The 23,865-nt window shown below is 49.1% G+C and carries 21 protein-coding genes; 7 read left to right on the top strand and 14 right to left on the bottom strand.

Annotation, left to right across the window (positions count from 1 at the left end; translation table 11 throughout):
- Positions 1 to 59 precede the first annotated feature (59 nt).
- The 4 genes from rsgA to ACAN54_RS05970 form a co-directional block, all read right to left on the bottom strand.
- Positions 60 to 1,151, bottom strand: coding sequence for a ribosome small subunit-dependent GTPase A (rsgA, locus tag ACAN54_RS05985; RefSeq protein ID WP_379151735.1), 1,092 nt, complete (start codon positions 1,149 to 1,151; stop codon positions 60 to 62).
- A gap of 463 nt (positions 1,152 to 1,614) precedes the next feature.
- The gene (locus tag ACAN54_RS05980) at positions 1,615 to 2,286 is read right to left on the bottom strand and encodes an HAD family hydrolase (protein WP_379151732.1); all 672 of its coding nucleotides are present in this window, start codon (positions 2,284 to 2,286) and stop codon (positions 1,615 to 1,617) included.
- Between the two features lie 144 nt (positions 2,287 to 2,430).
- Positions 2,431 to 2,886 carry a DUF3939 domain-containing protein gene (locus ACAN54_RS05975; protein ID WP_379151729.1) on the bottom strand — a complete coding sequence of 152 codons (456 nt, stop codon included), beginning with the start codon at positions 2,884 to 2,886 and terminating at the stop codon, positions 2,431 to 2,433.
- Positions 2,887 to 3,007: 121 nt separating this feature from the next.
- Complete coding sequence (locus tag ACAN54_RS05970; protein WP_379151724.1) at positions 3,008 to 3,604, bottom strand: DUF2087 domain-containing protein; 597 nt, start codon at positions 3,602 to 3,604, stop codon at positions 3,008 to 3,010.
- A gap of 193 nt (positions 3,605 to 3,797) precedes the next feature.
- Here ACAN54_RS05970 and ACAN54_RS05965 point away from each other — a divergent pair, with 193 nt between their 5' ends.
- Both ACAN54_RS05965 and ACAN54_RS05960 read left to right on the top strand, forming a co-directional pair.
- The gene (locus tag ACAN54_RS05965; RefSeq protein ID WP_379151721.1) at positions 3,798 to 4,784 is read left to right on the top strand and encodes a YpdA family putative bacillithiol disulfide reductase; all 987 of its coding nucleotides are present in this window, start codon (positions 3,798 to 3,800) and stop codon (positions 4,782 to 4,784) included.
- A gap of 80 nt (positions 4,785 to 4,864) precedes the next feature.
- A complete protein-coding gene (locus ACAN54_RS05960; protein WP_379151718.1) occupies positions 4,865 to 5,308 on the top strand; it encodes a DUF441 domain-containing protein in 444 nt (147 codons plus the stop codon).
- A 103-nt stretch (positions 5,309 to 5,411) separates the two neighbouring features.
- Here ACAN54_RS05960 and ACAN54_RS05955 read toward each other — a convergent pair whose 3' ends face one another.
- Positions 5,412 to 7,160, bottom strand: a complete 1,749-nt coding sequence (locus tag ACAN54_RS05955) for an ABC transporter ATP-binding protein (RefSeq protein ID WP_379151715.1) — start codon at positions 7,158 to 7,160, stop codon at positions 5,412 to 5,414.
- A 137-nt stretch (positions 7,161 to 7,297) separates the two neighbouring features.
- On the opposite strand from ACAN54_RS05955, the gene ACAN54_RS05950 reads away from it, so the two are divergent.
- A complete protein-coding gene (locus ACAN54_RS05950) occupies positions 7,298 to 7,813 on the top strand; it encodes an ADP-heptose synthase (RefSeq protein WP_379151712.1) in 516 nt (171 codons plus the stop codon).
- 100 nt (positions 7,814 to 7,913) lie between these two features.
- On the opposite strand, the gene ACAN54_RS05945 is transcribed toward ACAN54_RS05950, so the two are convergent.
- A complete protein-coding gene (locus ACAN54_RS05945; RefSeq protein ID WP_379151709.1) occupies positions 7,914 to 8,231 on the bottom strand; it encodes a HesB/YadR/YfhF family protein in 318 nt (105 codons plus the stop codon).
- A gap of 529 nt (positions 8,232 to 8,760) precedes the next feature.
- Between ACAN54_RS05945 and ACAN54_RS05940 the strand changes: the two genes are divergently transcribed.
- The 3 genes from ACAN54_RS05940 (at position 8,761) to ACAN54_RS05930 (ending at position 14,018) form a co-directional block, all read left to right on the top strand.
- The gene (locus ACAN54_RS05940; protein WP_379151707.1) at positions 8,761 to 10,509 is read left to right on the top strand and encodes an ABC transporter ATP-binding protein; all 1,749 of its coding nucleotides are present in this window, start codon (positions 8,761 to 8,763) and stop codon (positions 10,507 to 10,509) included.
- Between the two features lie 22 nt (positions 10,510 to 10,531).
- Positions 10,532 to 12,622 (top strand): ABC transporter ATP-binding protein, encoded by a 2,091-nt coding sequence (locus ACAN54_RS05935; protein ID WP_379151704.1) that lies wholly within the window; start codon positions 10,532 to 10,534, stop codon positions 12,620 to 12,622.
- A 145-nt stretch (positions 12,623 to 12,767) separates the two neighbouring features.
- Positions 12,768 to 14,018 carry a winged helix-turn-helix domain-containing protein gene (locus ACAN54_RS05930; RefSeq protein WP_379151701.1) on the top strand — a complete coding sequence of 417 codons (1,251 nt, stop codon included), beginning with the start codon at positions 12,768 to 12,770 and terminating at the stop codon, positions 14,016 to 14,018.
- 10 nt (positions 14,019 to 14,028) lie between these two features.
- On the opposite strand, the gene ACAN54_RS05925 is transcribed toward ACAN54_RS05930, so the two are convergent.
- The 3 genes from ACAN54_RS05925 to ACAN54_RS05915 all read right to left on the bottom strand — a co-directional run bounded on the left by ACAN54_RS05925 (position 14,029) and on the right by ACAN54_RS05915 (position 16,230).
- Positions 14,029 to 14,496 carry a hypothetical protein gene (locus tag ACAN54_RS05925; protein WP_379151698.1) on the bottom strand — a complete coding sequence of 156 codons (468 nt, stop codon included), beginning with the start codon at positions 14,494 to 14,496 and terminating at the stop codon, positions 14,029 to 14,031.
- 253 nt (positions 14,497 to 14,749) lie between these two features.
- A complete protein-coding gene (locus tag ACAN54_RS05920; protein ID WP_379151695.1) occupies positions 14,750 to 15,097 on the bottom strand; it encodes a four-helix bundle copper-binding protein in 348 nt (115 codons plus the stop codon).
- Between the two features lie 92 nt (positions 15,098 to 15,189).
- A complete protein-coding gene (locus tag ACAN54_RS05915; RefSeq protein WP_379151692.1) occupies positions 15,190 to 16,230 on the bottom strand; it encodes a CobW family GTP-binding protein in 1,041 nt (346 codons plus the stop codon).
- 176 nt (positions 16,231 to 16,406) lie between these two features.
- Here ACAN54_RS05915 and ACAN54_RS05910 point away from each other — a divergent pair, with 176 nt between their 5' ends.
- Positions 16,407 to 16,922 carry a MogA/MoaB family molybdenum cofactor biosynthesis protein gene (locus ACAN54_RS05910; protein ID WP_379154096.1) on the top strand — a complete coding sequence of 172 codons (516 nt, stop codon included), beginning with the start codon at positions 16,407 to 16,409 and terminating at the stop codon, positions 16,920 to 16,922.
- A 174-nt stretch (positions 16,923 to 17,096) separates the two neighbouring features.
- Here the strand turns inward: ACAN54_RS05910 and ACAN54_RS05905 are convergent, their stop codons facing one another.
- From ACAN54_RS05905 to ACAN54_RS05885, 5 genes are all read right to left on the bottom strand, one after another.
- Positions 17,097 to 17,696, bottom strand: coding sequence for a DUF1349 domain-containing protein (locus ACAN54_RS05905; RefSeq protein WP_379151688.1), 600 nt, complete (start codon positions 17,694 to 17,696; stop codon positions 17,097 to 17,099).
- The gene (locus ACAN54_RS05900) at positions 17,696 to 18,895 is read right to left on the bottom strand and encodes an MFS transporter (protein WP_379151686.1); all 1,200 of its coding nucleotides are present in this window, start codon (positions 18,893 to 18,895) and stop codon (positions 17,696 to 17,698) included. The genes ACAN54_RS05905 and ACAN54_RS05900 overlap by 1 nt, the downstream gene beginning before the upstream one ends.
- A 13-nt stretch (positions 18,896 to 18,908) precedes the next feature.
- Positions 18,909 to 19,937: an ROK family transcriptional regulator gene (locus ACAN54_RS05895; protein WP_379151683.1), complete on the bottom strand. Its 1,029-nt coding sequence runs from the start codon at positions 19,935 to 19,937 to the stop codon at positions 18,909 to 18,911.
- 217 nt (positions 19,938 to 20,154) lie between these two features.
- Positions 20,155 to 22,461: a thiamine pyrophosphate-dependent enzyme gene (locus ACAN54_RS05890; RefSeq protein WP_379151681.1), complete on the bottom strand. Its 2,307-nt coding sequence runs from the start codon at positions 22,459 to 22,461 to the stop codon at positions 20,155 to 20,157.
- Between the two features lie 25 nt (positions 22,462 to 22,486).
- Positions 22,487 to 23,497, bottom strand: a complete 1,011-nt coding sequence (locus ACAN54_RS05885; RefSeq protein WP_379153443.1) for a 2-oxoacid:acceptor oxidoreductase family protein — start codon at positions 23,495 to 23,497, stop codon at positions 22,487 to 22,489.
- Between the last annotated feature and the right edge of the window lie 368 nt (positions 23,498 to 23,865).

Below are 23,865 nucleotides of genomic sequence, written 5' to 3'. Positions count from 1 at the left end.
AGCCGTTCAACGGCTGTATGGGTCCCTTGTGTTCTAATCGGACATTCCAGATATTCCTCTCAATATTCGTCCAGCTCGCGGCGCCAGTCTGAACTCCGGGTACGGGAACCTCCAGCCTTCGTTGCAGCTGCAGCAGTTTTTCGCTTTTGCTTCACCTCTTTGCTGCTCTGATACTGCAGTTCACGCTGTGTTTTGCGGTAATTCATGAGCCGTTTCTCATTCAGCTCCCCGTTTGCCATAGCCTCTAGTACCGCGCAGCCTTCTTCATATTCATGCCTGCAATCACTAAAGCGGCATTCGGCAGCCAGTCTGCTGATATCACCGAAGGCGAGATCAAGACCACCTTCATCCTCCCATAGCTGCAGCTCACGCATCCCGGGAGTATCCACAATGATTCCCCCATCCGGCAGGACGAACATTTCCCGATGAGTAGTTGTATGCCGTCCCCTGCTGTCCCCTTCGCGCACGTCCTGAGTAAGCTGTAGGTTACGGCCGCTGAGCCAGTTGACCATCGTCGATTTGCCGCAGCCGGAGGAGCCGGTAAGAGCAACTGTCTTCCCGAAACTGATATAGGGCAGCAGCTCTTCTCGCCCGTCTCCAAGTAACGCACTAACCGCATGTATAGCTACACCGGGCGCCGCCTGTTCCATCTCGGCAATTTTACTCTCCGCATCCAGGCAGAGATCGGCTTTGGTCAACAAAATGACCGGATTAGCACCACTGTTCCAGGCCATGATCAGATACCTCTCCATGCGCCGGACATTAAAATCATCATTTAGTGCGCTGACAAGGAACAGCGTGTCTACGTTGGATGCTACAATCTGTTCGTCCAGGGTATTACCTGCCACTTTCCGGGAGATGACACTTTGACGCGGCAGAACCCCATGTAGCACGGCATGCTCTCCGCCATCCTGCATCGCCAGAACTACCCAGTCGCCGATCGCCGGATATTCCCCGGAGTCAGACAGCGAATGTCTGAGTTTCCCTGAAAGCTCGCTCCAGGTCTCTCCGGTTTCCGCCATTACCCTGTACTTGCTGCCGAAATCGCCGACAATTCTTCCCGGCACGTACTCTTTTCCTCCATATTCTAATACCTTTTCATCCCACTTGCTTTGCCAGTTCTCGTTCCAGCCGTATTGTTCTATTATCATTATGGCCTCCTGAATTTTTTGTAATGGAATTCATTTATGCATTCTGTCTGACATTTTCTGCTCTGTTTACGTACTTCCCCTTACACAAAAAGCCGCCGGAATCCACATTCCGGCGGCGTCTTTTCACATGCGAAAAATAACGGTCTCTTCCCTATAACAGGACAGACCAGGAATTTCCGCACGCGGTAGTTGCAGTAATATCAATCCCTGCACATACACACGCAAAAAAGCCGCCGGAACCGATACGGTTCCCGGCGGCTCTATAAGGCATCATAGAGTTGGCCTGCGAAGCTGCAATCCTTACTCTGCAGCCTCTGTTCCCGGAAGACACGTATCCTGAGCAGTATTAACCGATAACGAAGTAACCGTATAAACTGTCATATAACATCGTCTCCTTCCGAACTAATATGGTGTAATGATATACGGCGCTGCATTATTTTGTCAACCCCGTAATCTTATGCGGCTATAAAATAGACTTCAGTTCATCCAGCTCATGAATGGTCTTCCAGGGATGGGCATCCAGTTGTTCATCCCACGGATGATTTCGCTTAAGCCATATAGTTTCCATACCTGCTTTGGCTGCTCCCCAAATATCATTCACCGGATGATCGCCGATAAACAAGGTTTCATCTGCGGTTGTGCCCAGCCGCTCAAGTGCGAGCCGGTAGATACCCGGATCAGGCTTGCTGATCCCAACCTCTCCGGAAATAACAATCTGCTCGAAGTAACCGCGTATCTGAAGCAAATCGATTTTGCCATACTGGATATCCTTTTTGCCGTTTGTAACCAGCCCCATAACATACCCTTGCTCCCGGCAATATTCCAGAATCTCTACAGCATGCTTCATAGGCGCTCCGTGAGTAATATAGGTCTCGTCATAATAGTCACGTATCTCCGCAGCCGTTACAACTTTCTCCCAAGGCAGAACACGGCTGAGCTCGGCGAAAAAACCATCTTTGTCCCGGTATCCGTCCGCATCTCTGACAATAATATCCTCCACGACCCGCCCCGCTTCTTCCGGCTCCAAATGAGCCAGCAAATCCTGCACGAACTTGCGGCTGAAGCTGCGGAAAGTACGATCGCGATCCATTAGTGTATTGTCCAGATCAAACAGCAAAGCTTGTACTTCTCTCATTCCAAGTTCCCCTTATGTCTTGAATTTCATTCCGTAACCCTTCAGAAATCCATTGTACTATGGGGAAACTCGGCAAGAAAAGACCATTCTGGTAAAAGAGATCTTACACTCCTTCATCTGAACAGTCTACGGACTACTATCCTGTTATTCAAAATGCTCCGGCCGATGTGTAAGCATCAATTCCTCTTCGGTAATATATAAAGGAAAAGGCGGAGTTTCTTTTAGATACCGTTCACTGGCAAGCAGCCGGTAATGCACCTCTGGCAGCCAGGCATCCTCAACCAGCGGGAGTTTTCCGGTATCGTTAATATAATTATCTACAGCCGCTTGGACCAGATCCAGATAGTAAGGCACAAGCTTGTCAGCTTCCTCAAAAATCTCAAAGGTCTCCCGGGACATATAGAACTTTTGCTCGGGTACACCGCCTAAATAACGTCTGAGCCGGCTTAGGTCAATGCTTTTATCCTTTAACAGCAAAGCCGTACGGTTAATAGGAGCGGGCATATCTTCTTCAAATTGCCTTACAGCCTGTTTGATCTGCGGCAAGGTAACAGTGATAGGGACAGTGGATGTATTCTTTTTGGCGCGCTTGAAAATCATACTGAAAGTCTCCTTTCGAAGTATATGTCAGATAACGCTTACAATTCCATTTTATTCGTTATTCAGACATTTAATCAGCTTGCCTGACTTTCGTCACAGAAATTCCCCAATCTTTAGATCATTATTTGACATTTTCCCAATGCGTCCATAACTCTGGCGGGTTTAGCTCATAGTGATCATTCTGCCGGTACATGAATTGATGCATAACGAACTCGCGTCGGATGGTTGCGTAATCTTCATGAAAGGGTTTAATGAACTCGTTGATCTCTTTCTCCGTATAGACAACACCAGGTTCCAATTTTTCGACGATATACTGCAGAGCGATCAATTTCTTTTTGTACTGGGCAGGGATCTGCCGCAAACGTCCGTCTTTGGCGAAGAAATTCCGCAGCACCGAATCCTTCAGATTAACATCAGGTGACTCTTTCTCCATATCTTCCACCCCTTTTGCAAAAATAAACTTCAACGATGCCTCCGAACCGGCCTGAATGAATTCAGGATTCAGCATGAAATAAACGGTGTTCTTGTCTCTCCGCTCATTTATGAGCGCTGCTTCCCGTAGTTTGGCGGCATGATGTGTAACCGTAGGCTGTGACAGATTCAGCTTCTCTGCCAAGGCCTGCCCGTGAACCTCCCCCTTGGACAGCAGCAGAAGAATCCGTAAACGTGTAGGGTCTGATAAGGCTTTGTGGTAATTCACAATTTTATCAAGCTGCAATGGGGCCACTCTCCTGTGCATATGATCAGCAACTGCTGAATGCAATTAATTTAGATATATATCTAATTATATGCTTTTCTATGGAATGGAGCAAGAGTAAACAACTGATTTTGCGGGATGAATGGCGAAAATATATAATATAGGGTACGATTTATGGTATAAGCAAGTAATTCTCCGGGAGGTTTGAAGCTTAATGAAAGATGTCATCATTATCGGGGCAGGTCCTTGCGGGTTATCCGCGGCTATTGAATGTCAGCGCCATGGATTGTCCAGCCTGATCATCGAAAAGAATTTTATTGTCCACTCCATCTATCTCTATCCGACCAATATGCAATTTTTCAGCACAACCGCGCTGCTGGAAATCGGGAATGTGCCTTTTACCTCACCCAATGACAAACCCTTCCGTCACGAAGCCTTGGTCTACTACCGCCGTGCCGCTGAACAACATGGACTGGATATAGCCGCTTACGAGGAAGCCTTGTCTGTTCAGCCTTTAGACGACGGGACCTTCGCAGTACATACCCGTAATAAGCGTGGAGAAACGCTAACCCGTAATGCTGCCAATGTCGTAATCTCAACAGGGTATTTCGATCAACCGAACCTGATTGGAATTCCTGGAGAGGAGCTTCCCAAGGTCACCCATTATTTTGGCGAAGCCCATCCCTATACAGGGATGAAGGTAACTGTAATCGGAGGCAGCAATTCTGCTGTTGATGCTGCACTGGAGCTGGTCCGCGTTGGGGCCGAGGTGGATATGGTGTACCGGGGAGCCAGTATCTCTGAGAATATCAAGCCATGGGTTCGCCCTATTTTCGAAAGTATGGTTCTGAAAGAGAAGATTGTTGTCCATACCGAGTCACGGGTAACTGAAATTACACCGGGGTCCGTATTCATCACTAGCCACAGCGGTAAAGTGACCGAACTGGATAATGATTTTGTGCTCGCCTTAACCGGATTTAGACCCAGCAGAACGTTACTCTCATCCGCTGGAGTAAGAATGGATGACACCCAGGATAAACCGGCCTTTAATCCTTCTACCATGGAGAGTAATGTACCCGGACTCTATGTCGCAGGAGTCATAGCTTCCGGACGGAATGCCAATGAGGTATTTATCGAAACCGGGCGCGGGCACGGACAACTGATCGCGGATCATATCGTCGCCAAACGTTTGGCCGAATAAATTCCGACACATCCAATATGCATAATCCGATCCAAATGATTAATACATTGGGCATATTAGAAAAAAGGAGTGTGCCTGCTATGGATATTACCTCTTTACTATTGCTCGGTTTTGCTGCACTGGGCATTATCAGTAAAAATTCACCGATCACGATCGCCATGGTTGTTTTGTTGCTGCTGCGGGTGCTTGGACTGCAACAGACTTTTCCCTGGCTTGAAAAGTACGGTCTCACAGTCGGGATTATCATCCTGACGATCGGTGTAATGACTCCGCTGGCCAGCGGTAAAATCTCACTGGACACCATTTGGCACTCCTTTCTGCACTGGAAGTCACTTGCAGCGATCGGTGTCGGTATGCTGGTAGCCTACCTTGGCGGCCGGGGCGCTCTGCTGATGGGCAGTCAGCCTATGATTGTTGCTGGCCTCTTAATCGGCACTGTACTTGGGGTAGCTTTATTCAAAGGCGTTCCCGTGGGGCCTCTGATCGCTGCCGGGATTTTGTCGCTGCTGATCGGAAGAGGTTAACGCGGCTACGGAAATAAAGAAAGACTGCAGGTTCGCTTAAAAGCGCCTGCAGTCTTTTTAGTTACTCGTTATCGCTAAACCCTGTTCCAGCTTGTCTAATTCCTCAAGCATCCAGCCGCTGCACATTGAACAGCCGGGCATAACTTCCATCGAGCGCCATAAGTCGCTCATGGGTCCCGCGTTCCGTAATTTCCCCATTCTCGAGTACGACAATCTGATCTGCGTGGGTAATTGTAGACAGTCTGTGAGCTACAATTAATGTGGTACGCTCCGAAGCCAGTGATTGCAGCGCCTGCTGGATCAGATGCTCGGATTCCAAATCGAGCGCCGAGGTGGCCTCGTCAAGAATCAGCACCTTGGGATCTTTTAGGAATACACGTGCGATGGCGACGCGCTGCTTCTGTCCACCGGACAGCTTCACTCCACGTTCTCCCACCTCCGTGTCATACCCTTCCGGCAGCTGCATAATGAAATCATGAGCATTGGCAGCCTGAGCAGCCGCGACAATCTCCTGCTCCCCTGCCAGCGGATTACCGAAGAGGATGTTATCCCGTACTGACCCGCTAAAGAGGAAGTTGTCCTGCAGCACCATACCGACAGTCCGCCGCAAGCTCTCCTGCGTCAGACCCCTGACATCCTGTCCGTCCATGCACAGGCTGCCTTCCGTTATATCATAGAAACGCGGGATGAGGCTGATTAATGAGGATTTCCCTCCCCCGCTCATGCCGACAAAAGCCACTGTCTGCCCAGGATCGATGCGAAGTTCGATATTTTTCAATACCCAGTCATGCTCATCGTTGTATTTGAACCATACCTTTCGGAACTCTATGGCTCCAGACGGCGCCACAAGCGGCTTGGCCCCTGGTTCGTCGACAATATCATACGGCTCATCCAGAAGTTCCATCACCCGCTCCAGCGATGCAGATGCTTGGGTAAGCACGGTTGAGGAGTTGATCAGACGCCGCAACGGGGCATACATCCGGTCCAGATAGCCGAAGAATGCCACGAAGGTCCCGAGTGACAAATTCCCGTGAATGACCTGATACCCCCCGTAACCGATAACTAATAGCGGTGCGATATCCGTCAGGGTATTGATAATAGCGAAGGTCACAGCATTCCAGCGCGTCTGGGCCATCGCTTTTTCCAAAAATTTGCCGTTGATATCTTCGAACTGCTTCTTGTCCACCCGCTCCATGGTGAAGCTGCGGATGATTGCAATCCCCTGAATCCGTTCATGCAAATATCCTTGTATCGCTGCAAGCGCCTGGGAACGATCCTTGGTCAGGAGCTTGAGCCGCTTGTAAAGTGTATTCACCGCGATGCCATACAGTGGCAGTATCGCAATCGACACGAGTGCCAGCACCGGATTCAGATAAAACATAAAAGCAAGGGCGAACACCAGCGTGAACATATCCAGCCAGACATTCATCATACCCACTTCAACAAGGTTCTTACTCTGCTCGACGTCATTGATGAATCTAGAGATCGCTTCGCCGACCTTAGTATTCTGATAATAGCGAAGAGAGAGACGCTGCAGATGACCATAGAGTCTATTGCGCATATCAAATAACACTCTGCTGGTAATCAGTTGGGCAAAATACTGGCGGTAATACTCCACTGGCCCCCTTATAATAATGAATAGCACAAGTGAGCCTCCGAGCACTGTCATTAGCTTGGATACCCGCTCCGCGACAGAAAGTACAGGATTGTTCAGCAGGTCATCAACTACATATTTCAGGATGAGCGGCAAGGTAAGCGGAATACTGAACTTGATCATCCCGATGAACAGGGTAAGGACGATCCATTTCATGTAGGGCCGTACAAATGTATAATAAGATTTCCATTGCTTCACAGGAACTAACGTCCTTTCTCTTTACCGTGTTGATTGGGCACTGTTGACATTTGCGCTCCACAGTGTTTTTATAATTTTAAGTCCATAGGTACGCGTTCAACTCTATTTAGCAGTACCCGAACTTCAGGAGGATAACGATGTCCAGACAATTTGTGACCGAAGCCGTCATGATGGCGATTTACGGCCAGCTTCTCATTCCAAGGAGCCCCGTAGAATATATAGTGCCTTACACTACAGTGATGGAATTATACGAACTGCGGGACAGTGACGAACCTCTGATGAGCCATGCAGAAGATGACGAGCATGTGAAGCTCAAAATCCGCGAACTTATTGCTTATTTCGAGCAGCCGCTGAATTCCAAAAAAATCAACCGCTGCCTGAACATCCCCTGGGCTAAAAGCTCCGGCATCCTGATGGGCAACCACACACAAATCACTATTATCAACAGTGTCGATAACGCAACGTATGGAGAAACGTTCGACCCGATTGAAACGGAGCTGCTGCTGACCTCACAGCGGGAGAAAGTGCCGATTCTTACCGATCAATTCGAGCTGATTCAGCGCATCATTGAAAACGGTGTTCCTGTTCAGGTGTTTGATATTGATGATTTTGAATTTGCCATGGAGGAAGAAACCTACCACAGTTCACCTTAAACTCCATCAGTCCTGCAGCGGACCATCCCGCTATGGCTGCCATACAAAAAGCCCTGCCTTATGGCAAGGGCTTCTTGGCCATATTAATAACCGCAATGCTTCACCGCTCAAGAACTCCGGCTGCCGCCTCAGGCTCATACCTGTACTCAATGTCATCCTCGGCTTCAGAATAGACAATGGATAGGCCATAACCCTCCATATACCAAAGATCCTGCTCTTCCATATAAAAAACAATTCCCGACTGATCCGTCTCTATAGAAGGACGGCCCGGAGGCTCATTCGCAATCCCCAACGAAAAGCCCGGGTGCAATCCTCCTCCAGAGCTATAACGTGGAAATAAACGGATATAAGCCCCGTCTTGCAGGGAAAGTTCCCGCTTGAACCAGGCGGCGGCGTCTTTGCTGATTACCATCTTCATCTGTATAAGCACCTCCTGAATATTCTTATCATACTGAAATTATAGCTATATTCCAAATCATATACGAGGATATCATTCTACAGCTTATTCGAAATTTATTCAAAATTACATTTGACAATTCTTCCGGCCGGGTGATAAACTCGGAACATAACGAAGCGTCTTCAAGTTATTACCAAAATTAATGAAAGGGGTGAGCGCGGTGTTTAACCTTGTACCTGTATATTTCCTAACTATTGTCGGCACACATACACAACTGAATACCGAAGCAGCCCTAGCAGTGGAAACCTCCTGAGATTCATACGTGTTACGCGTAACGTATAAGATCAGGTTAGGCAAGTCTCTTCCATGTCTCCGTGCTGCAATACAGCACCGTGGACATGATAGCTGATGTAAATTTCAGGCATATCATCCGTTACCGGATGGTATGCCTTTTTGCATGTTGGTCAGAGTTGCCACTTTCATTAATCACAACTTTCTTGACGTTAACTAAAGCCGACAATCATTTCAACACGAAAGGAAGGGATTTCCCTTGTTCTCCGTTCTCCGCAATCTCGGCTGGTTTTTCCGCCGCGAAAAAAAGCGCTATGCTATTGGACTTATTTTACTGATTGTCGCCGGTGTTCTGGAGCTTCTGCCTCCCCGTCTGCTAGGCAACGCCATCGATGACATTGTCAGCGGGTCGATCACCGCAAGTTCGCTCATGAAGTACATTGGCATGATTATTCTCATGCTGCTGATTATCTATTGGATCACCTACATATGGATGCATAAGCTATTCGGAGGGTCCAACCTGGTAGAGCGGTTATTGCGCTCCCGCTTCATGAACCATCTGATGACTATGACCCCTTCGTTCTTTGAGCGTAACCGTACAGGTGACCTGATGGCCCGGGCTACCAACGATATCCGTGCCGTCTCGGCAACTGTTGGATTCGGGATGCTTACACTCGTCGATTCAACCATCTTCCTCTCTGTCGTACTGCTCGCCATGGGTTTCCTGGTGAGTTGGAAGCTGACCCTTGCGGCCGTACTGCCGCTGCCGCTCATCGCGATCGCCATGATCTTCTATGGCAAAGCCATTCATGACCGCTATAGCCTGGCGCAGGACGCGTTCGGCGACATGAACGATCAGGTACTGGAATCGGTATCCGGTATTCGTGTCATCCGCGCTTATGTGCAGGAACGGCATGACGAGAAACGTTTTAGCGACATTACGGATGATGTCTACCGCAAGAATATGGCTGTAGCGCGGGTTGATTCCTTCTTCGAGCCAACCATCCGGCTGTGCGTCGGGCTCAGCTACATTATCGCTCTTACTTATGGGATTTATCTTGTTTTCCGCAATCAAATTACCTTGGGCGATCTGGTCTCCTTCAATATGTATCTCGGGATGATCGTCTGGCCGATGTTCGCTATCGGTGAGTTGATCAACATCATGCAGCGGGGCGGTGCATCACTGGAACGGATCGACGAGACGTTGAATTCAAAACCTGATGTTCAGGATATTGCCCATCCGGTTCCTGTCACTGAGCCGTCCACTATTGAATTAAAGAACGTAACCTTCCGTTATCCAACCTCAACGGTCGATAATCTGAGCGGGGTTAGCTTCTCTCTCACCCAAGGCCAGACACTCGGCGTAGTCGGCCGTACCGGCAGTGGTAAATCAACCTTACTCAAACAGCTGCTGCACGAATATCCGACGGGTCAAGGGGAGATCCTGATCTCGGATGTGCCTATTGGGCAGATCGCACTCGATCAGCTTCACAGCTGGATGGGATATGTACCTCAGGAGCAGATTTTATTCTCCAAATCCGTGCGCGAGAACATCCAGTTCGGTCACCACGGAGCCAGTGATGAGCGTATTATGGATGCGATCACAGCAGCAGCATTCCAGAACGATCTGGGTACTTTGTCCGACGGTCTTGATACCTTGGTAGGTGAACGCGGCGTCTCCCTCTCCGGAGGCCAGAAGCAGCGTGTATCAATCTCCAGAGCTTTTATAGCCAATCCTGATATCCTTATTCTGGATGATGCACTGTCCGCTGTTGACGCAAGGACTGAGGCCAAGATTATTGAGAACATCCGTGAGGAACGGTCCGGCAAAACTACATTAATCTCGACCCACCGCCTGTCCGCTATTGAGCATGCCGACTTGATTGTCGTGCTGGACAATGGACAGATTACCGAGCGCGGAACCCATCAGGAGCTGCTGGAGATGAACGGCTGGTACCGTGAGCAATTCGATCGTCAGCAGGTAGAGAACAACCTGACCAATGAATAATAACATTTAGGAGGTGTCACCGTTGACACAGAGTACAGGCAAACGCCTGCTGCAGTATGCTTTAACTGCCAAAAAGACGTTTATCGCAGCACTATTGCTGCTTACCATCGGAGTAGCGGCCGAGCTCGCAGGCCCTTTTATCGCCAAGAGCATGATCGATAATCACATGCTGGGCATCGAGAAGCCTTACTTCCAGACTACCTCGTCCGAGGAAGCAGCTGAATATAACAATACCTACTACAAACGCGGTGACCGTTTTGCTCCGGGTGAAGCCAAAGGCCAGGAGGTGCGCCTGCTTCAGGAAGGCAGATCCTTCTATTTCATCAATGAGCCGGTAGCGCAGCCTGAAGGTGAGCGAACCTACCGTGACGGTTCACTGCATATCAAGCATGGAGACTCTGAAGCAGTCTACCCAGCTGTGAAGCTGTCGGCTGACGAACTGTTTTCCTTTTACAAACCCGAACTTCCTGGGATCTACGAGCTTGTAGGCTTGTACGCCCTGTTCCTGGTGATCTCTATCTTTGCCGAATTCGGTAAAACGTACTGGCTGCAATCCTCGGCCAACCAGGTCATCCGCAAGCTGCGGACCGATGTGTATGCGCATATCCAGCGTTTGCCGGTCTACTTTTTTGACAACCTGCCTGCAGGCAAAGTCGTATCCCGGGTGACGAATGATACAGAAGCGGTAAAAGATTTGTTCATCGCCGTATTATCTAACTTCAGTACTGGAATTATCAACATTCTGGGCGTGTACGTTGCCCTGTTCCTGCTGGATATCCGGCTTGGCCTGGTGAGCTTGTTCATCGTGCCGATTGTGGTTCTCTGGATCATTCTGTACCGCAAGGTTGCTACCAAATACAATACCATTATCCGTTCCCGTCTTAGTGAAATTAATGCTATCATCAATGAATCGATTCAGGGGATGTCGATTATCCGTATTTTCCGCCGCCAGAAGCAGAGTACGCAAGAGTTCGAGAATCTCAACGACGATTACTTGAAATATCAGAACAAAATGCTGAATTTGAACGCCTTTACGTCCCACAATCTGGTGAATTCGCTGCGGAGCCTCTCCTTTGTACTCGTACTTTGGTACTTCGGATTTGGCAGTCTGGGCGGTTCTACCTTTGTGTCACTTGGTGTACTGTATGCATTCGTTGACGTATTGGGACGGATGTTTCAGCCGATTACCGGGATGGTTAACCAGCTAGCCAACCTTGACAGCTCCATGGTATCTGCGGGACGGGTGTTTACGCTGATGGACGAAACGGGTGAACCGGTAACGGATGGAACCATGCCGCGTTACAAAGGAAATGTAGTATTTAAGGATGTCTCTTTTGCCTATAAAAAAGACTTCGTCCTTAAGAATATCTCCTTTGAGGCACGTCCTGGCGAAACCGTCGCCCTCGTAGGCCATACCGGTTCCGGCAAAAGCTCGATTATCAACTTGCTGTTCCGCTTTTACGATCCGCAACGCGGCACTATCACGATTGATGGTGAAGAGGTTAAAGGCATACCGAAGCAGTGGCTGCGAAGCCACATGGGGATCGTGTTGCAGGATCCTTATCTCTTCACAGGCACCATCGCTTCAAACGTTAGCCTCGGGGATGAGCGGATCTCCCGCGAACGCGTGGAACGTGCACTGCGAGAAGTAGGTGCAGACAAACTGCTTGCCCATTTGCCGCAAGGCTTCGATGAGCCGGTAGTCGAGAAAGGCAGCACATTGTCAGCAGGACAGCGCCAGCTAATTTCGTTCGCCAGAGCATTGTCTTTTGATCCGGCGATTCTGATTCTGGATGAGGCTACTTCCAATATCGATACGGAAACAGAGAGTCTGATCCAGCAAGCGCTTGAGGTTCTCAAAAAGGGACGCACCACCTTCATCATCGCGCATCGCCTCTCCACCATCCGCAGTGCCGATCAGATTCTGGTTCTGCACCGGGGAGAGATTGTGGAACGCGGCAGTCATGATGAATTAATGGCCCTCGGCGGAAGATACTTCCGCATGTATCAGCTGCAGCTGGGTGCAGGTGCAGGCGAAAGCTCGGAGATATCAGCCCCTGCTTTGGATCAACAGTTCGGCGCTGTCTTGCAGCCATCCCTAAAACAAGTATAAAAAGTACGGGAATGCTCTCTCGGACGGGAGAACCGTAACAAAATAGCCCCTGATGCCTAAGTAGGCATCAGGGGCTTTTGTAACCTTGTGTTAGGAACATTCGTTCCGTATAATGGAAATAATATATAAGATTGGGGTGGAAACGTTGATCACTTATTCGCTCAGCAAAAGGCAGGCAAGGCAGTTCCTGCTTCATCATCAACGGCTCGTCTCGGGCGGTTCGGCACGCGGTAAAGATGCTATTTACGACTTCATCCGCCATGTCGGCTGCATACAATATGATCCGCTGAGTATAGCTGGCCATAATCATGAGCTGGTGCTGCAGGCACGGATCCCCGGTTTCGTTCCGGAACTAGCCTCAGAGCTGTTATATAAGGACAGGCTGCTAATCGATGGCTGGGACAAGAATATGTCGATCTACTGCACAGAAGACTGGCCGTACTTTCAGCGCCGCAGAGATATGGCTGCGGAACGCTATCAGGGAAATGAGACATTGAAAACTATGGTGGCGCATGTACGGGAAGAACTGGTACGGCGTGGTCCCCTCTCCTCACTGGATCTGGAGAGTAAGGACAAGATAGATTGGGCCTGGGCTCCGGCGCGGCTATCCCGTGCAGCTATGGAAAGTATGTATTTCTGGGGTGAAATATCCGTTCATCACCGCGTACACACTCGCCGCTATTATGATTTCACGGCAAACTTGCTGCCTGAGCATCTGCTCGGCACCAGGGACCCCAACTTGACGGCTGAGCAGCATTTCGACTGGTATGTGCTTCGGAGAATAGGCAGCATCGGTCTGCAATGGAATAAATCCGGTGACGGCTGGCTGGGAATTGCAGGCTTGAAGAGCAAAGAACGGACTGCCGCGATAGAACGGCTGCTCCACAGGGATTCCCTCCGCGAGGTTCGCGTCGATGGTCTCAAGCTTCCTTTATACATGCGAACTATTGATGCCTACGTGTTAGAAGAGATATTAGCTAATGGCTATGATACCCCTATTAAGAACGAAACCAGCGTTGAATTTGCAGCTGCACTGGCTCCCCTAGACAATCTGCTCTGGGACAGAGAGCTGATCAGGCAATTATTCGGATTCACTTACCGTTGGGAAGTATACAAGCCTATTGCTGAACGGGAATACGGTTACTATGTACTGCCTCTGCTGTACGGAGACCGTTTCATTGCGCGGTTTGAACCGGTGATGGACAAGAAAAACGGTATACTGAACATTTTGCACTGGTGGTGGGAGCCGGATACGGCCTTAAGCCAAGAGATGATCCCAGCGATCACAGCCGCTTTAGATGCGCTAGCAAAGTGCACGCGCGCCTCGTCAATCCGGTTCAATCCCGGAGTGGCGGAGAGCAATGGGCTACAGGGTCTGACGTCCTACTTTCAATAGTACATAATATTTAGATCAGGTTTTCTTCTTCTTCAAGACCCAGTTTGCTATACATTTCAGAGCAATAGCCCTGCAATTTGATCTCAAGCCTGCGGGCTTTATTCTTGAAACGCTTCAGTTCACGGATCATATGTGCTCTGCCCGCAGGCGTGAAGGTCTCTTGAATCCGTTCTTTGAAGTAGTCGTGAACAATATGATTACGCTGCTTCCAGACTTCCTGAAGCTGGTTGGTTTCCTCTTCCGAAAAAGGGAAGTGATGCTGGATTTCTTTGATGAGCTGGCCGAGTGAATTGCTGAGCTTGCGCTGATACAGTTCCGCAAGATCTGCTTCTGTAGGCGTTTTTCCCTGAGACAGCTTCGTTAAAAGCAGCAGGTTGGTCAACTGCTGCTCCAGTGCCTGGCAGTAGTAGACAGCCAGTCCGAAATAAGCAAATAGCTCTTTGGATTGTTCACTCTCCGGTATGTGTGTATCCTTCATCTTTCCTCCCGTTCCCCTTTCTGCTTTGGTATTATTCTATCATCACAAGCAGCCTTGTACTTCATACTCAATCATACTCAATTCGCCGGGTCTGCTTCAATTTCCTTTTTAACCTGATAGAATGCTTCATCATTACAGCAAAAAAACCAGAACTCCACAGTATGGACTGCGGGAGCCTCTGGTCTTGGAATATCTAACTGGAACCTTGGATAATCTCAGCTAGAATAAAATATATAAATAATTTGAAATCGATTTAAGCATATACCTCTACTGCGTCACTAATCAACCGGCAGGCTATCGCAGTGGCTCGGCAGGAATCAATACATGCCTGACAATGGGTATGTAGATGTTTGCTGCTCTCTGCTGCACATTTTTCACAGATTTCTGCGCACAGGCGGAGAATTTCTGCTGCGAAAGGACTTTGACGGGTCATGGCCTGGACGGCAAAAGAACAAATATCAGCACACTCCCGGTCCAGAATCATACTTTCACGTAATGAGGCAAGATCGTATTCTTTTAGGCTTGAGACGTAGCTATAGTTACAGGCATTCATGGTTTGAATACAAGCATCGATGCACTCCTGATATTGAATTCGGGTCATAGCCTTTTACCTCCTGCAATTTTAATAGGGTATGCCTATGTATTAACCTGCAGGAACTCCAACGAACCATTCTTCTACCGGAAGAAGTCCTTTTAGAGACTTCTTTTAACAGCCGCAGGTCTAGTCATAATTCGCTTCTCCAGTTGGAGAAGACGGGTCCGTAGCTCACTGGAAGAAAAGTGCTCTCCGATGAATACCGCCACATCCGGCACTTCACCCTGAGGTGTGATTTTCATGAAATCCGCCTCTCTATAGGCATACTGGAAGAGAAAGCGGCTGGAAGTATCGCTGAATGTAACAATCCCTTTTGCACGGTAGACATCCCGTGGGAGCTCTTTGACAAACTGCTCGAATTCCTCGCTGTTCACAGGACGTTTGAAGTAATGTGTGTAAGCCATCACATGGTCATGAGACGAATGCGTTACACCCTCCAATTCCGGATTCCCCCCCGCAAGTTCAACTTGACTCTCCGACTCCTGCAGAAGCTCATCGTCAACTTCATAGCGAGCCTCGGTATGAACGCCTCCCATACCTTCCAGTAACGCTTCAGGCTCAAGCTCGCAGCGTACAGCAGGCAGTATTTCCGCATAAGCGTTCCATTTCCGCAGAATTACAGTGATTTCTTCCGCTTCCTCCTTCGTCACCCGGTCAGTCTTGTTCAGTATCAGGACTGAAGCACAGCGGATTTGCTCCTGCATCAGCCGGTAGGTCGCACCCTGCTGGGAGCGGTACAGTTCAATCAGATGCGCTGCATCAACAACGGTAATCAGACCTTTCAGTTCCACCAATTGATACAACGAGGTTTCAGTAACTGCGTCTACGATCTCAAGCGGATTGGCTGCCCCAGTTGCTTCAATGACAACAACATCCGGTGATTCTTTTTTAATCAGTGTAGCAAGCTCTGTACTAAGGTCACCCCGGATGGAACAGCAGATACACCCGCCGAGCATTTCCGCCATAGGCACCGACTGCTCTACCAGCAGACCGTCCAGATTCACCTCGCCCAGCTCGTTCATGACTACGGCCGGTTTGAGGCCCTGGCTTTTCCAATGGTCCAATAGGCGTTGCAGCAATGTTGTTTTGCCGCTCCCTAGAAATCCTGACAATATATAAACTGGCATAGCCTGTTCCATGTTTCATCTCTCCCTGACAAAATTCGGTTCTGGTAGCGAGTGTACTACAAGTACCTTTTCGGTGCAAGATAACAGCTGAAGTATAGGATTTACTTGTGGGCCTGCTCCGCTAGCTTGTCTTTGTCAAGGCAATCCCCTATCATGGGAATAAATCGATCAAATAGGAGTTGGTCTGCCTGTCATCCGTTGATGAACACCGGCGCGAAGCGCCCCAAAGTGTGTCCTGTTATGTTATTACGGTCTCTGACACCCGCACACCGGAAACCGATACCGGAGGCGCACTGATTAGAAGTATGCTCGAAGCATCAGGATATGTAGTTACCGGCAGTACGATCGTCAAGGACGATTATGAAGATATCCGTGAACTGGTCTATAAAAGCTCCGTTCACTCGGGCATCGAAGCCGTGCTCTTGACTGGGGGTACGGGAATCTCTCCGCGGGACACCACTTATGAAGCTGTGGCTTCATTATTGGACAAAACACTTCCGGGCTTCGGTGAGATCTTCAGGCTGCTTAGCTTCACCGAAGACATTGGCTCCGCAGCTATCCTCAGCCGGGCCATTGCCGGCACTATCGGTAACACGGCAGTCTTTTCCATGCCCGGTTCTACCGGTGCGATCAAGCTCGCTATGGAGCGGCTGATTGTCCCCGAGTTAAGACATGTCATGCGGGAGATTTATAAACGTTCGTAGGAGAGAAGTTCAACGGTGATTCCCATTCACTTTATAAGAAAAGGCCGGTATAGCTTCCGTTCCACGGATGCTCACACCGGCCTGCAGTTAAACGCTCGGCAAAACGAAATGATCCCAATTAGTCAGGTGATCCTTGACAGCTGTCGAATCTAAGGCGAACGGACCGAAGCAACTTCACTCCACAGGAGGATCTGCGTGTATATCCGTATCGGGTGCTGTATTCACCCAGCGCGAGAATGATACCTTGAGTCCGGAACGGGTAGGGGCGCAGATAAATGGACCTGCCTTTTTACCAGCTTCATAGGGAAAACGCGCCACCCGGATGGTACGCCAAGGGTGTTTCTCTGTTCTGGCCCTGATCACAACCGCATCATTCATCCGTGAAGCCCGCATCGTGATCACCTCACCGGTCCATTCCGGTACAGGCGACAACGACCAGTCGGAATATCCGTCAGTCACAACCGCACCAATATGCGGCACACCGTCATTCAGCTCAATACCTGCTTTGATCCATACCGTGGAGTTAAGCCACAGCATGATCCCCGCCTGGTCGTACAGCTCTGTAAACCCCTGCAGTGAAAAGCTGACCTCTACCGCATCACTATCCTCCCAAGGAGCCAGGAGTGCATGTCCGTTGTCATGCTGGAAGCCGTACATTGTTTTTTCCCAGTAATCACTGCCTTCTGCTGCTTCCACAACGAATGCTCCATCCTGAACCTTGGCGGTGACTGGTTGATTGCTCCACTCTCCACTCTGCCAATCCACTGCTCTCATCACATGGACACCTCATCTTTCCGCTTGTTCATTACAGCGTTGATCTTCTCTGAGCTAATAAGCATTATAACAATATATCCCACAAGCATAAACGGAAGAATCACAAACGAGCTGCGGGCGGCAATCCATCCTAATAAAGGCGGTAAAAATGCACCTCCCGTATACGCCATTGCCATTTGGTAACCCATAATTCTCTGGGACTGCTCCTTCCCGAAGCGGGCGGGTGTCTCATGTAGCATACATGGAAAGATCGGGGCTGAACCAAGACCCACAAGAATAAATCCAAATAAGGAATACACAGCCGGCAAAGGCAGTAACAGAAGCAGCGCACCAAGCAGCGAAATCAGAATACCCGTACGAATGAGCTGGCGGTTATTGAACCTGAAGGTGACAAATCCTGTGACAAGTCTCCCCACCGTAATTCCTCCGTAATAAAGAGACACCCAACCTGCAGCGGTTGCCGCCGATAATCCCTTCTCATTGACCAGAAAGCTGCTGCCCCAGAGCCCAAGCGTCGCTTCTACCCCACAGTAAAAAAGAAAGGTAATCAGCGCCAGCTTCACACCCTTGATGCGCAGCACACCTGCCACAGGAATCTGCGGTGAGATGATCTCCTGCTGAGATTCTATAGCCTGGGCCTGATCTGCAGGTTCGGCCCTTTTCCAGAGGGGAAGTGCAATGAACAGCAGAATCACCAGCACGAACTGAATCAGGCTGACCGTCAAAAAACCATGCCGCCAAGAATCACCAGCTGCAATGTAACGCGACATAATAATTGGACCCAGCATAGCGCCTACACCCCAAAAGCAATGAAGCCAGCTCATGTGATGGGCCTTGTAGTGGGTAGCCACATAATTGTTCAGCCCGGTATCAATGGAGCCGGCACCGAGTCCTAGTGGAAAGCACAATACTGCCAGCCAAATGATCGAAGGGGAATAAGTAAAGCCGAGCAAAGCGAGTGCCGTCACAGCAACGCTGATAAAAGTCACCTTCCCCGTACCGAGCTTCTGCAGCACTACGCCACTAGCCAGGCTGGAGACGATTGTACCTGCGACAACGATCATGGATAGCAGTCCCGCAGCATCCACCGGTGCCCCAAAGTCGGGACGCATCATCGGCCAGGCTGCACCAATCATCGAATCCGGCAAGCCAAGACTAATAAAAGCCAAATAAATAATAATCAGAAAAATTGTAGCCATGGATGTCAACCGCCTATGCTTCAGATTTGGTCAATCGCAGCCCTGTCTCCAGAGTTGCAAGTGTTGAAACGATCATTCCTTCTAAATAATCCCCGGCAAAATCCGTACTGAGCACTACACAAGGAACCATCCCTGACGGCAGTAGTGCTGCACATTGTTCCGTTATGAGACTCAGATGTCCCTCCTTCAAAAAACTTCCATATAGTACGATTGTATCAGGATTTAGCACGCTGCTGACCGCAACAGCCAGCTTGGACACGGCATCCGTCAGCTTCGCCGGCGTAGACTGCCACTCACAGCTGTCCCATGAAATGCCCAGAGGAATATTGGCCACTTCCCCGGCAAATCCGCTTCTTCCTTTATATAGCCGGCCATTAATAATCATCCCAGCTCCTGGTGGAAATCGGTCAGGAAAGTACAAATAGACAGCTGAACCCTCCGATTTCATCTCAAACCTGCTGAAGTGACCGATAGCCGCAGCATTCACATCGTTTTCGATCATAACCCGCTTATGATAGTGCTGCCTGAAATACTCTGCAACAGCTATACCGCGCAGAGCTTCATAATCAGAGACCACCAGCCTGCCATCCGCTTCTGCACCGGGTAATCCAAAGCCTATGGCCTCTATAGCCGGATAGAGCACTAACAATTCATCTATAATAGCTTCAAAGCAGGCTAGATCTACTCTAGATACCTGCCTGTTCACCTGATACAGACAGCGCCCGATGAGTGTAACTACAGTACACCTGATACTGATGCCTCCAAGCTCTTCAAACGGGAACATGATAAGTGCCAGAACATGCTCATCATTGTATATGTACTGCTGGGCAGGCCTGCCTCCACTGGACGAAATTTGCCCTGCCGCCTTAACTTCCGAATGCCGGATCAGAAACTCCAGTACTGTACTGACTGTAACGATGCTTAGCCCAGTTTCCTCGGCAATCTGCCGTTTGGTAACCTGTTTATGTTCTTTCAGCACTCCCCGCACCAGGTTGATATTCACTTCTTTAATAACCAGAGCGTTGCCTCCGATATTCTTCATTTTTCTTCACCCCACTTATTATAATACTTTATAAAAGTGTTTTATTAAATAGTTATTCTGATGTATGCTACTTTTTTGATTAAACGGAATTCCGGCCTTGTGACGTTCTACGTTCTCCACTTAATACACAACCATGATCCAAAAAAAAGCCCAGCAGATAAATTCTGCCAGGCTTGTGCATTTATTATGGGTATTATCGGCACAGATGTTATAAGTCCTACAAATCCGGGTGCTCGTGTTTGGCTTTGAGACGATTCCAGCGGCGTTGTACTTCACCTTCGAAGCTCCGCAGAGCAGGCTCGTTCTCAGGCTTCAGCAGATGTCTGGTTTTGCCCATCGTCTTCAGCCATGCAGCGACTTCCACACGTTTGTCCTTTTCCTCTGGATTGTACGTTATCGTTGTCGTGCCCTGTTCTACTTCGTAGAGCGGGAAGAAACAGGATTCCACGGCCAGTGACACAATATTAGTTCCATCTTTATCTTCACTCATCCAGTTCAGCGGGCATGCAATAAGAATCTTGCCGTAGACCAGCCCTTCATTCTGTGCATACCACTGGGCTTTGGCTGCTTTTTTGAGCAGATCCTGCGGATATGCCTCACAACCAGTAAATACATAAGGGATGTTAGTGGCCGCCATGATCTGAGCGGTATCCTTATGCTGCGTAACTTTACCCTGCTGTGTCTTGCCGATGCTTGAAGTTGAAGTACGATGGCCGAGCGGTGTGGAATACGACTGCTGGGCGCCAGTATTCATATATCCTTCGTTGTCATACTCTACAATAATCATCTTATGGCCGCGTAAGGCAGCACCAATAGCTGGACCCATACCGATATCCATGCCCCCGTCACCAGTTACCATGACAAAGGTGAAGTCCTCCTGAAGTCCCAATCCATCTAGTTCTCCGCGGCGTTTGCGTTCCCAGAACATTTCCACGACACCGGACAACGTAGCTGCACCGTTCTGGAACAGGTTGTGGATGAAGGTCGACTTATGGGCGGAATATGGATAGCCGGTAGTTGTAACCATCGCACACCCTGTGTGATACAGGGCTACAATGTCTCCTTCAATTCCTTTGAAGAATAGCTCCAGACCGGAGAAAATCCCACAGCCCGGACAGGCACCATGACCCGGTGACAAACGTCTTGGTTTCTTCATCAGGCTGCGGATTGGCGGTACCTTCACGCTAAGCTTGCCAGTCTCTTCGTTCTGCTTCACAGTGATTAGACCTGTCTTGAGGGATTCAAAGTTCATCGGCTTCAGCAAGCGCTTCGGTGCTTGGTCCGGTGAACCTGGATTGTGGCCATAGTAGTCAAAAGGAATTTCCACACGATCGGCAGCTACAGCATCCATTGCCAGCTGGAAGAAATGATGCCCGTCTTCAGCGTAGAAATCCTTACCGCCTAATCCATAGATGCGGCTGATTACCTTAGTGGTAGTGTTGCCATATGTGAATAGGGCTGCCTTAATTTCATTGACCATGTTACCGCCGTGTCCACCTACAGAATCTGCACGGTCTCCAACCGTAATAGCCTTCACATTCTTCAATGCTTCAGCGATTTGCTTCTGCGGGAAGGGGCGGATCATGTTAGGGGAGATCGCTCCGGCTTTGATCCCTTGCAGACGAAGCTGGTCGACAACATCTTTGATAATCTCCGAAGCAGAGTTCATCAGGAACACGGCAACATCGGCATCCTCCATCCGGTACTGCTCGATCATCGGATAGTGGCGTCCAGTCAGTTCTGCGAATTCCTGGGCAATCTCTTCGAATACTTCACCGGCATTGTACATGGCAACAGATTGCTGGTAACGGTTATTGATATAATCCGGTTCGTTCATGTAAGGGCCTACCGTAACAGGATTGTTACGGTCTAAGGTGTCTGTAAAGCCAGTAGGCGGCTGTTCGCCTACAAACTTATGAACATCCTCCCGATGGGCAAAAGCTTGTACACGCCGCTTCTGGTGAGAAGTGAAATAACCATCTGAAGCAACCATTACCGGAAGACGGACCTTGGCGTGTTCAGCCAGCTTCAACGCCATCAGATTCATATCATAGACAGACTGAGGATCACGGCACATCAGAATCGGCCATCCGGTGTTCAGGGCAAAATATAAATCGGAGTGGTCCCCGTGAATATTAAGCGGACCGGAGATCGAGCGGCAGATCAGGTTCATTACCATTGGCATACGGGTACCTGCTTGTACAGGCAATTGCTCCAGCATAAACATATATCCTTGGGCACTGGTGGCGTTGAATACTCGTCCGCCTGCAGTAGATGCGCCGTAACAGATCCCTGCGGAGCTATGTTCACCATCTGAAGGTACAAGCATGATGTCATGCTGACCGCTGGCTTTCATCGTGTCCAGGAACTGGGCTACTTCTGTGGAAGGTGAAATCGGGAAATAGCCCATGACATGATAATTGATCTGATGGGCGGCATATGCAGCCATTTCGTTACCGGATTCATATAGGAATTTCTGCTCCACTTTGGCGGAGCCTACTTCTTTTTCATAATCTATAGCCATTATTCATTCCACCTTTCTTCAAGAATTAAAGCTGTGTAATCAGATCAAATGTGTGGTGTACCGTGTGGCTGTCAGCATAGCCTTCCTTCTCACGCTGGCTTGATAACGCTGAGGTCGGGCAGGCGTCTATACATTTCAAGCAACCCTTGCAATATTGATAATCAATGCCCGTCAGGAACATTTGCGAACGGCCCTTGCGGTCGATCCGTTCTTCCCATACAAAACACTGGTCCGGACATACTGTATCGCACTGAGCGCAATGAATGCAGGATTCGTTCTCATACGCAGGGATCATGCCGGAACGTGAGATGCTGAGGTTCTTCAGGAATGTGCTGCCTGGATTAATTATCGAGCCGCCGATCGGCTGCGTATCATATCCCAGAACGCCGATATCGGAACGGACATATTCAGGCATCGTATCCCCTGCTGCCAGCTCAAATCGCATAGGGTTCACTTCATTATAGCCGCGGTCAAACGTTGTAATGGCAGACTCGACAGCCTGAGGGTATTTTTTGCCTAGAGACTTCTGAATCACGTCCTTCATCGTTGCGGTATCCAGAAATGGACACAGCCGGAACAACGCGCCTAACATCGCCATATTTACCCGATTCTTCTCTTTCAGTGCAATGCTTGTTGCATCGATTACGGCAATGGTTCCGGCTTTCATCTTCAGCAGCTCTTTCAGTTCCTCCGGCGATTTGGCCGAATTCACCAGTACGGTGCTCTCTTCAAGAATCCCGCTAGTCACATTGACTGTCTTGGCCAGCGCTTCATGGAACACACCCACCACATGCGGACGTTCCACAGGTGAGGTATCGCGGATATGTGTGTTCAGATCACAGAAGCGGATATGCGCTTTAACTGCAGAACCCTTCTTCTCCGAGCCGTACGAAGAGAAACTGACGCCATTAAGGCCCGCCCCCACTACACCTGCTTCAGCGAGCATCTTACCCGCAAGGTTCGCACCTAAGCCTCCAATGGACTCCAGACGAATCTCGAAAAATCCGAGATCATTGACGATTGGTAATTGTACCACCGACATAACCCCTTTCTTTGTGTCAAGTAGAATAACATCCTTATGACTTTTTCAACGATTGTAACTTGAAATTGTCAGTCGCGAAGTGACATATCTTGCATTTTCCACGCCTCAGGAATCACATTTATTTATGGATTTCAATCGATTTCTTTATACACGACAGTGCTGCGTTACTTTAATAGAAGGTAATCTGCCATAAAAATGTCTAAATGTGAATATTGTGTGTTAATCCGCACTTCCCAAGTCCAATGTGGAACCAATGTCACCCTTAATTTAGCAATAAAATTAAAAATTAAGATGTTAAATTTATCACATAAATCATGATATTTATCACAGGTCAGAGACCTGTCCTATGAATTTTGACAGTA

The sequence above is a fragment of the Paenibacillus diazotrophicus genome, assembly GCF_042610465.1.
Note: the sequence above shows the minus strand (reverse complement) of the source record. Positions and strands in the feature narration are given on the sequence as shown.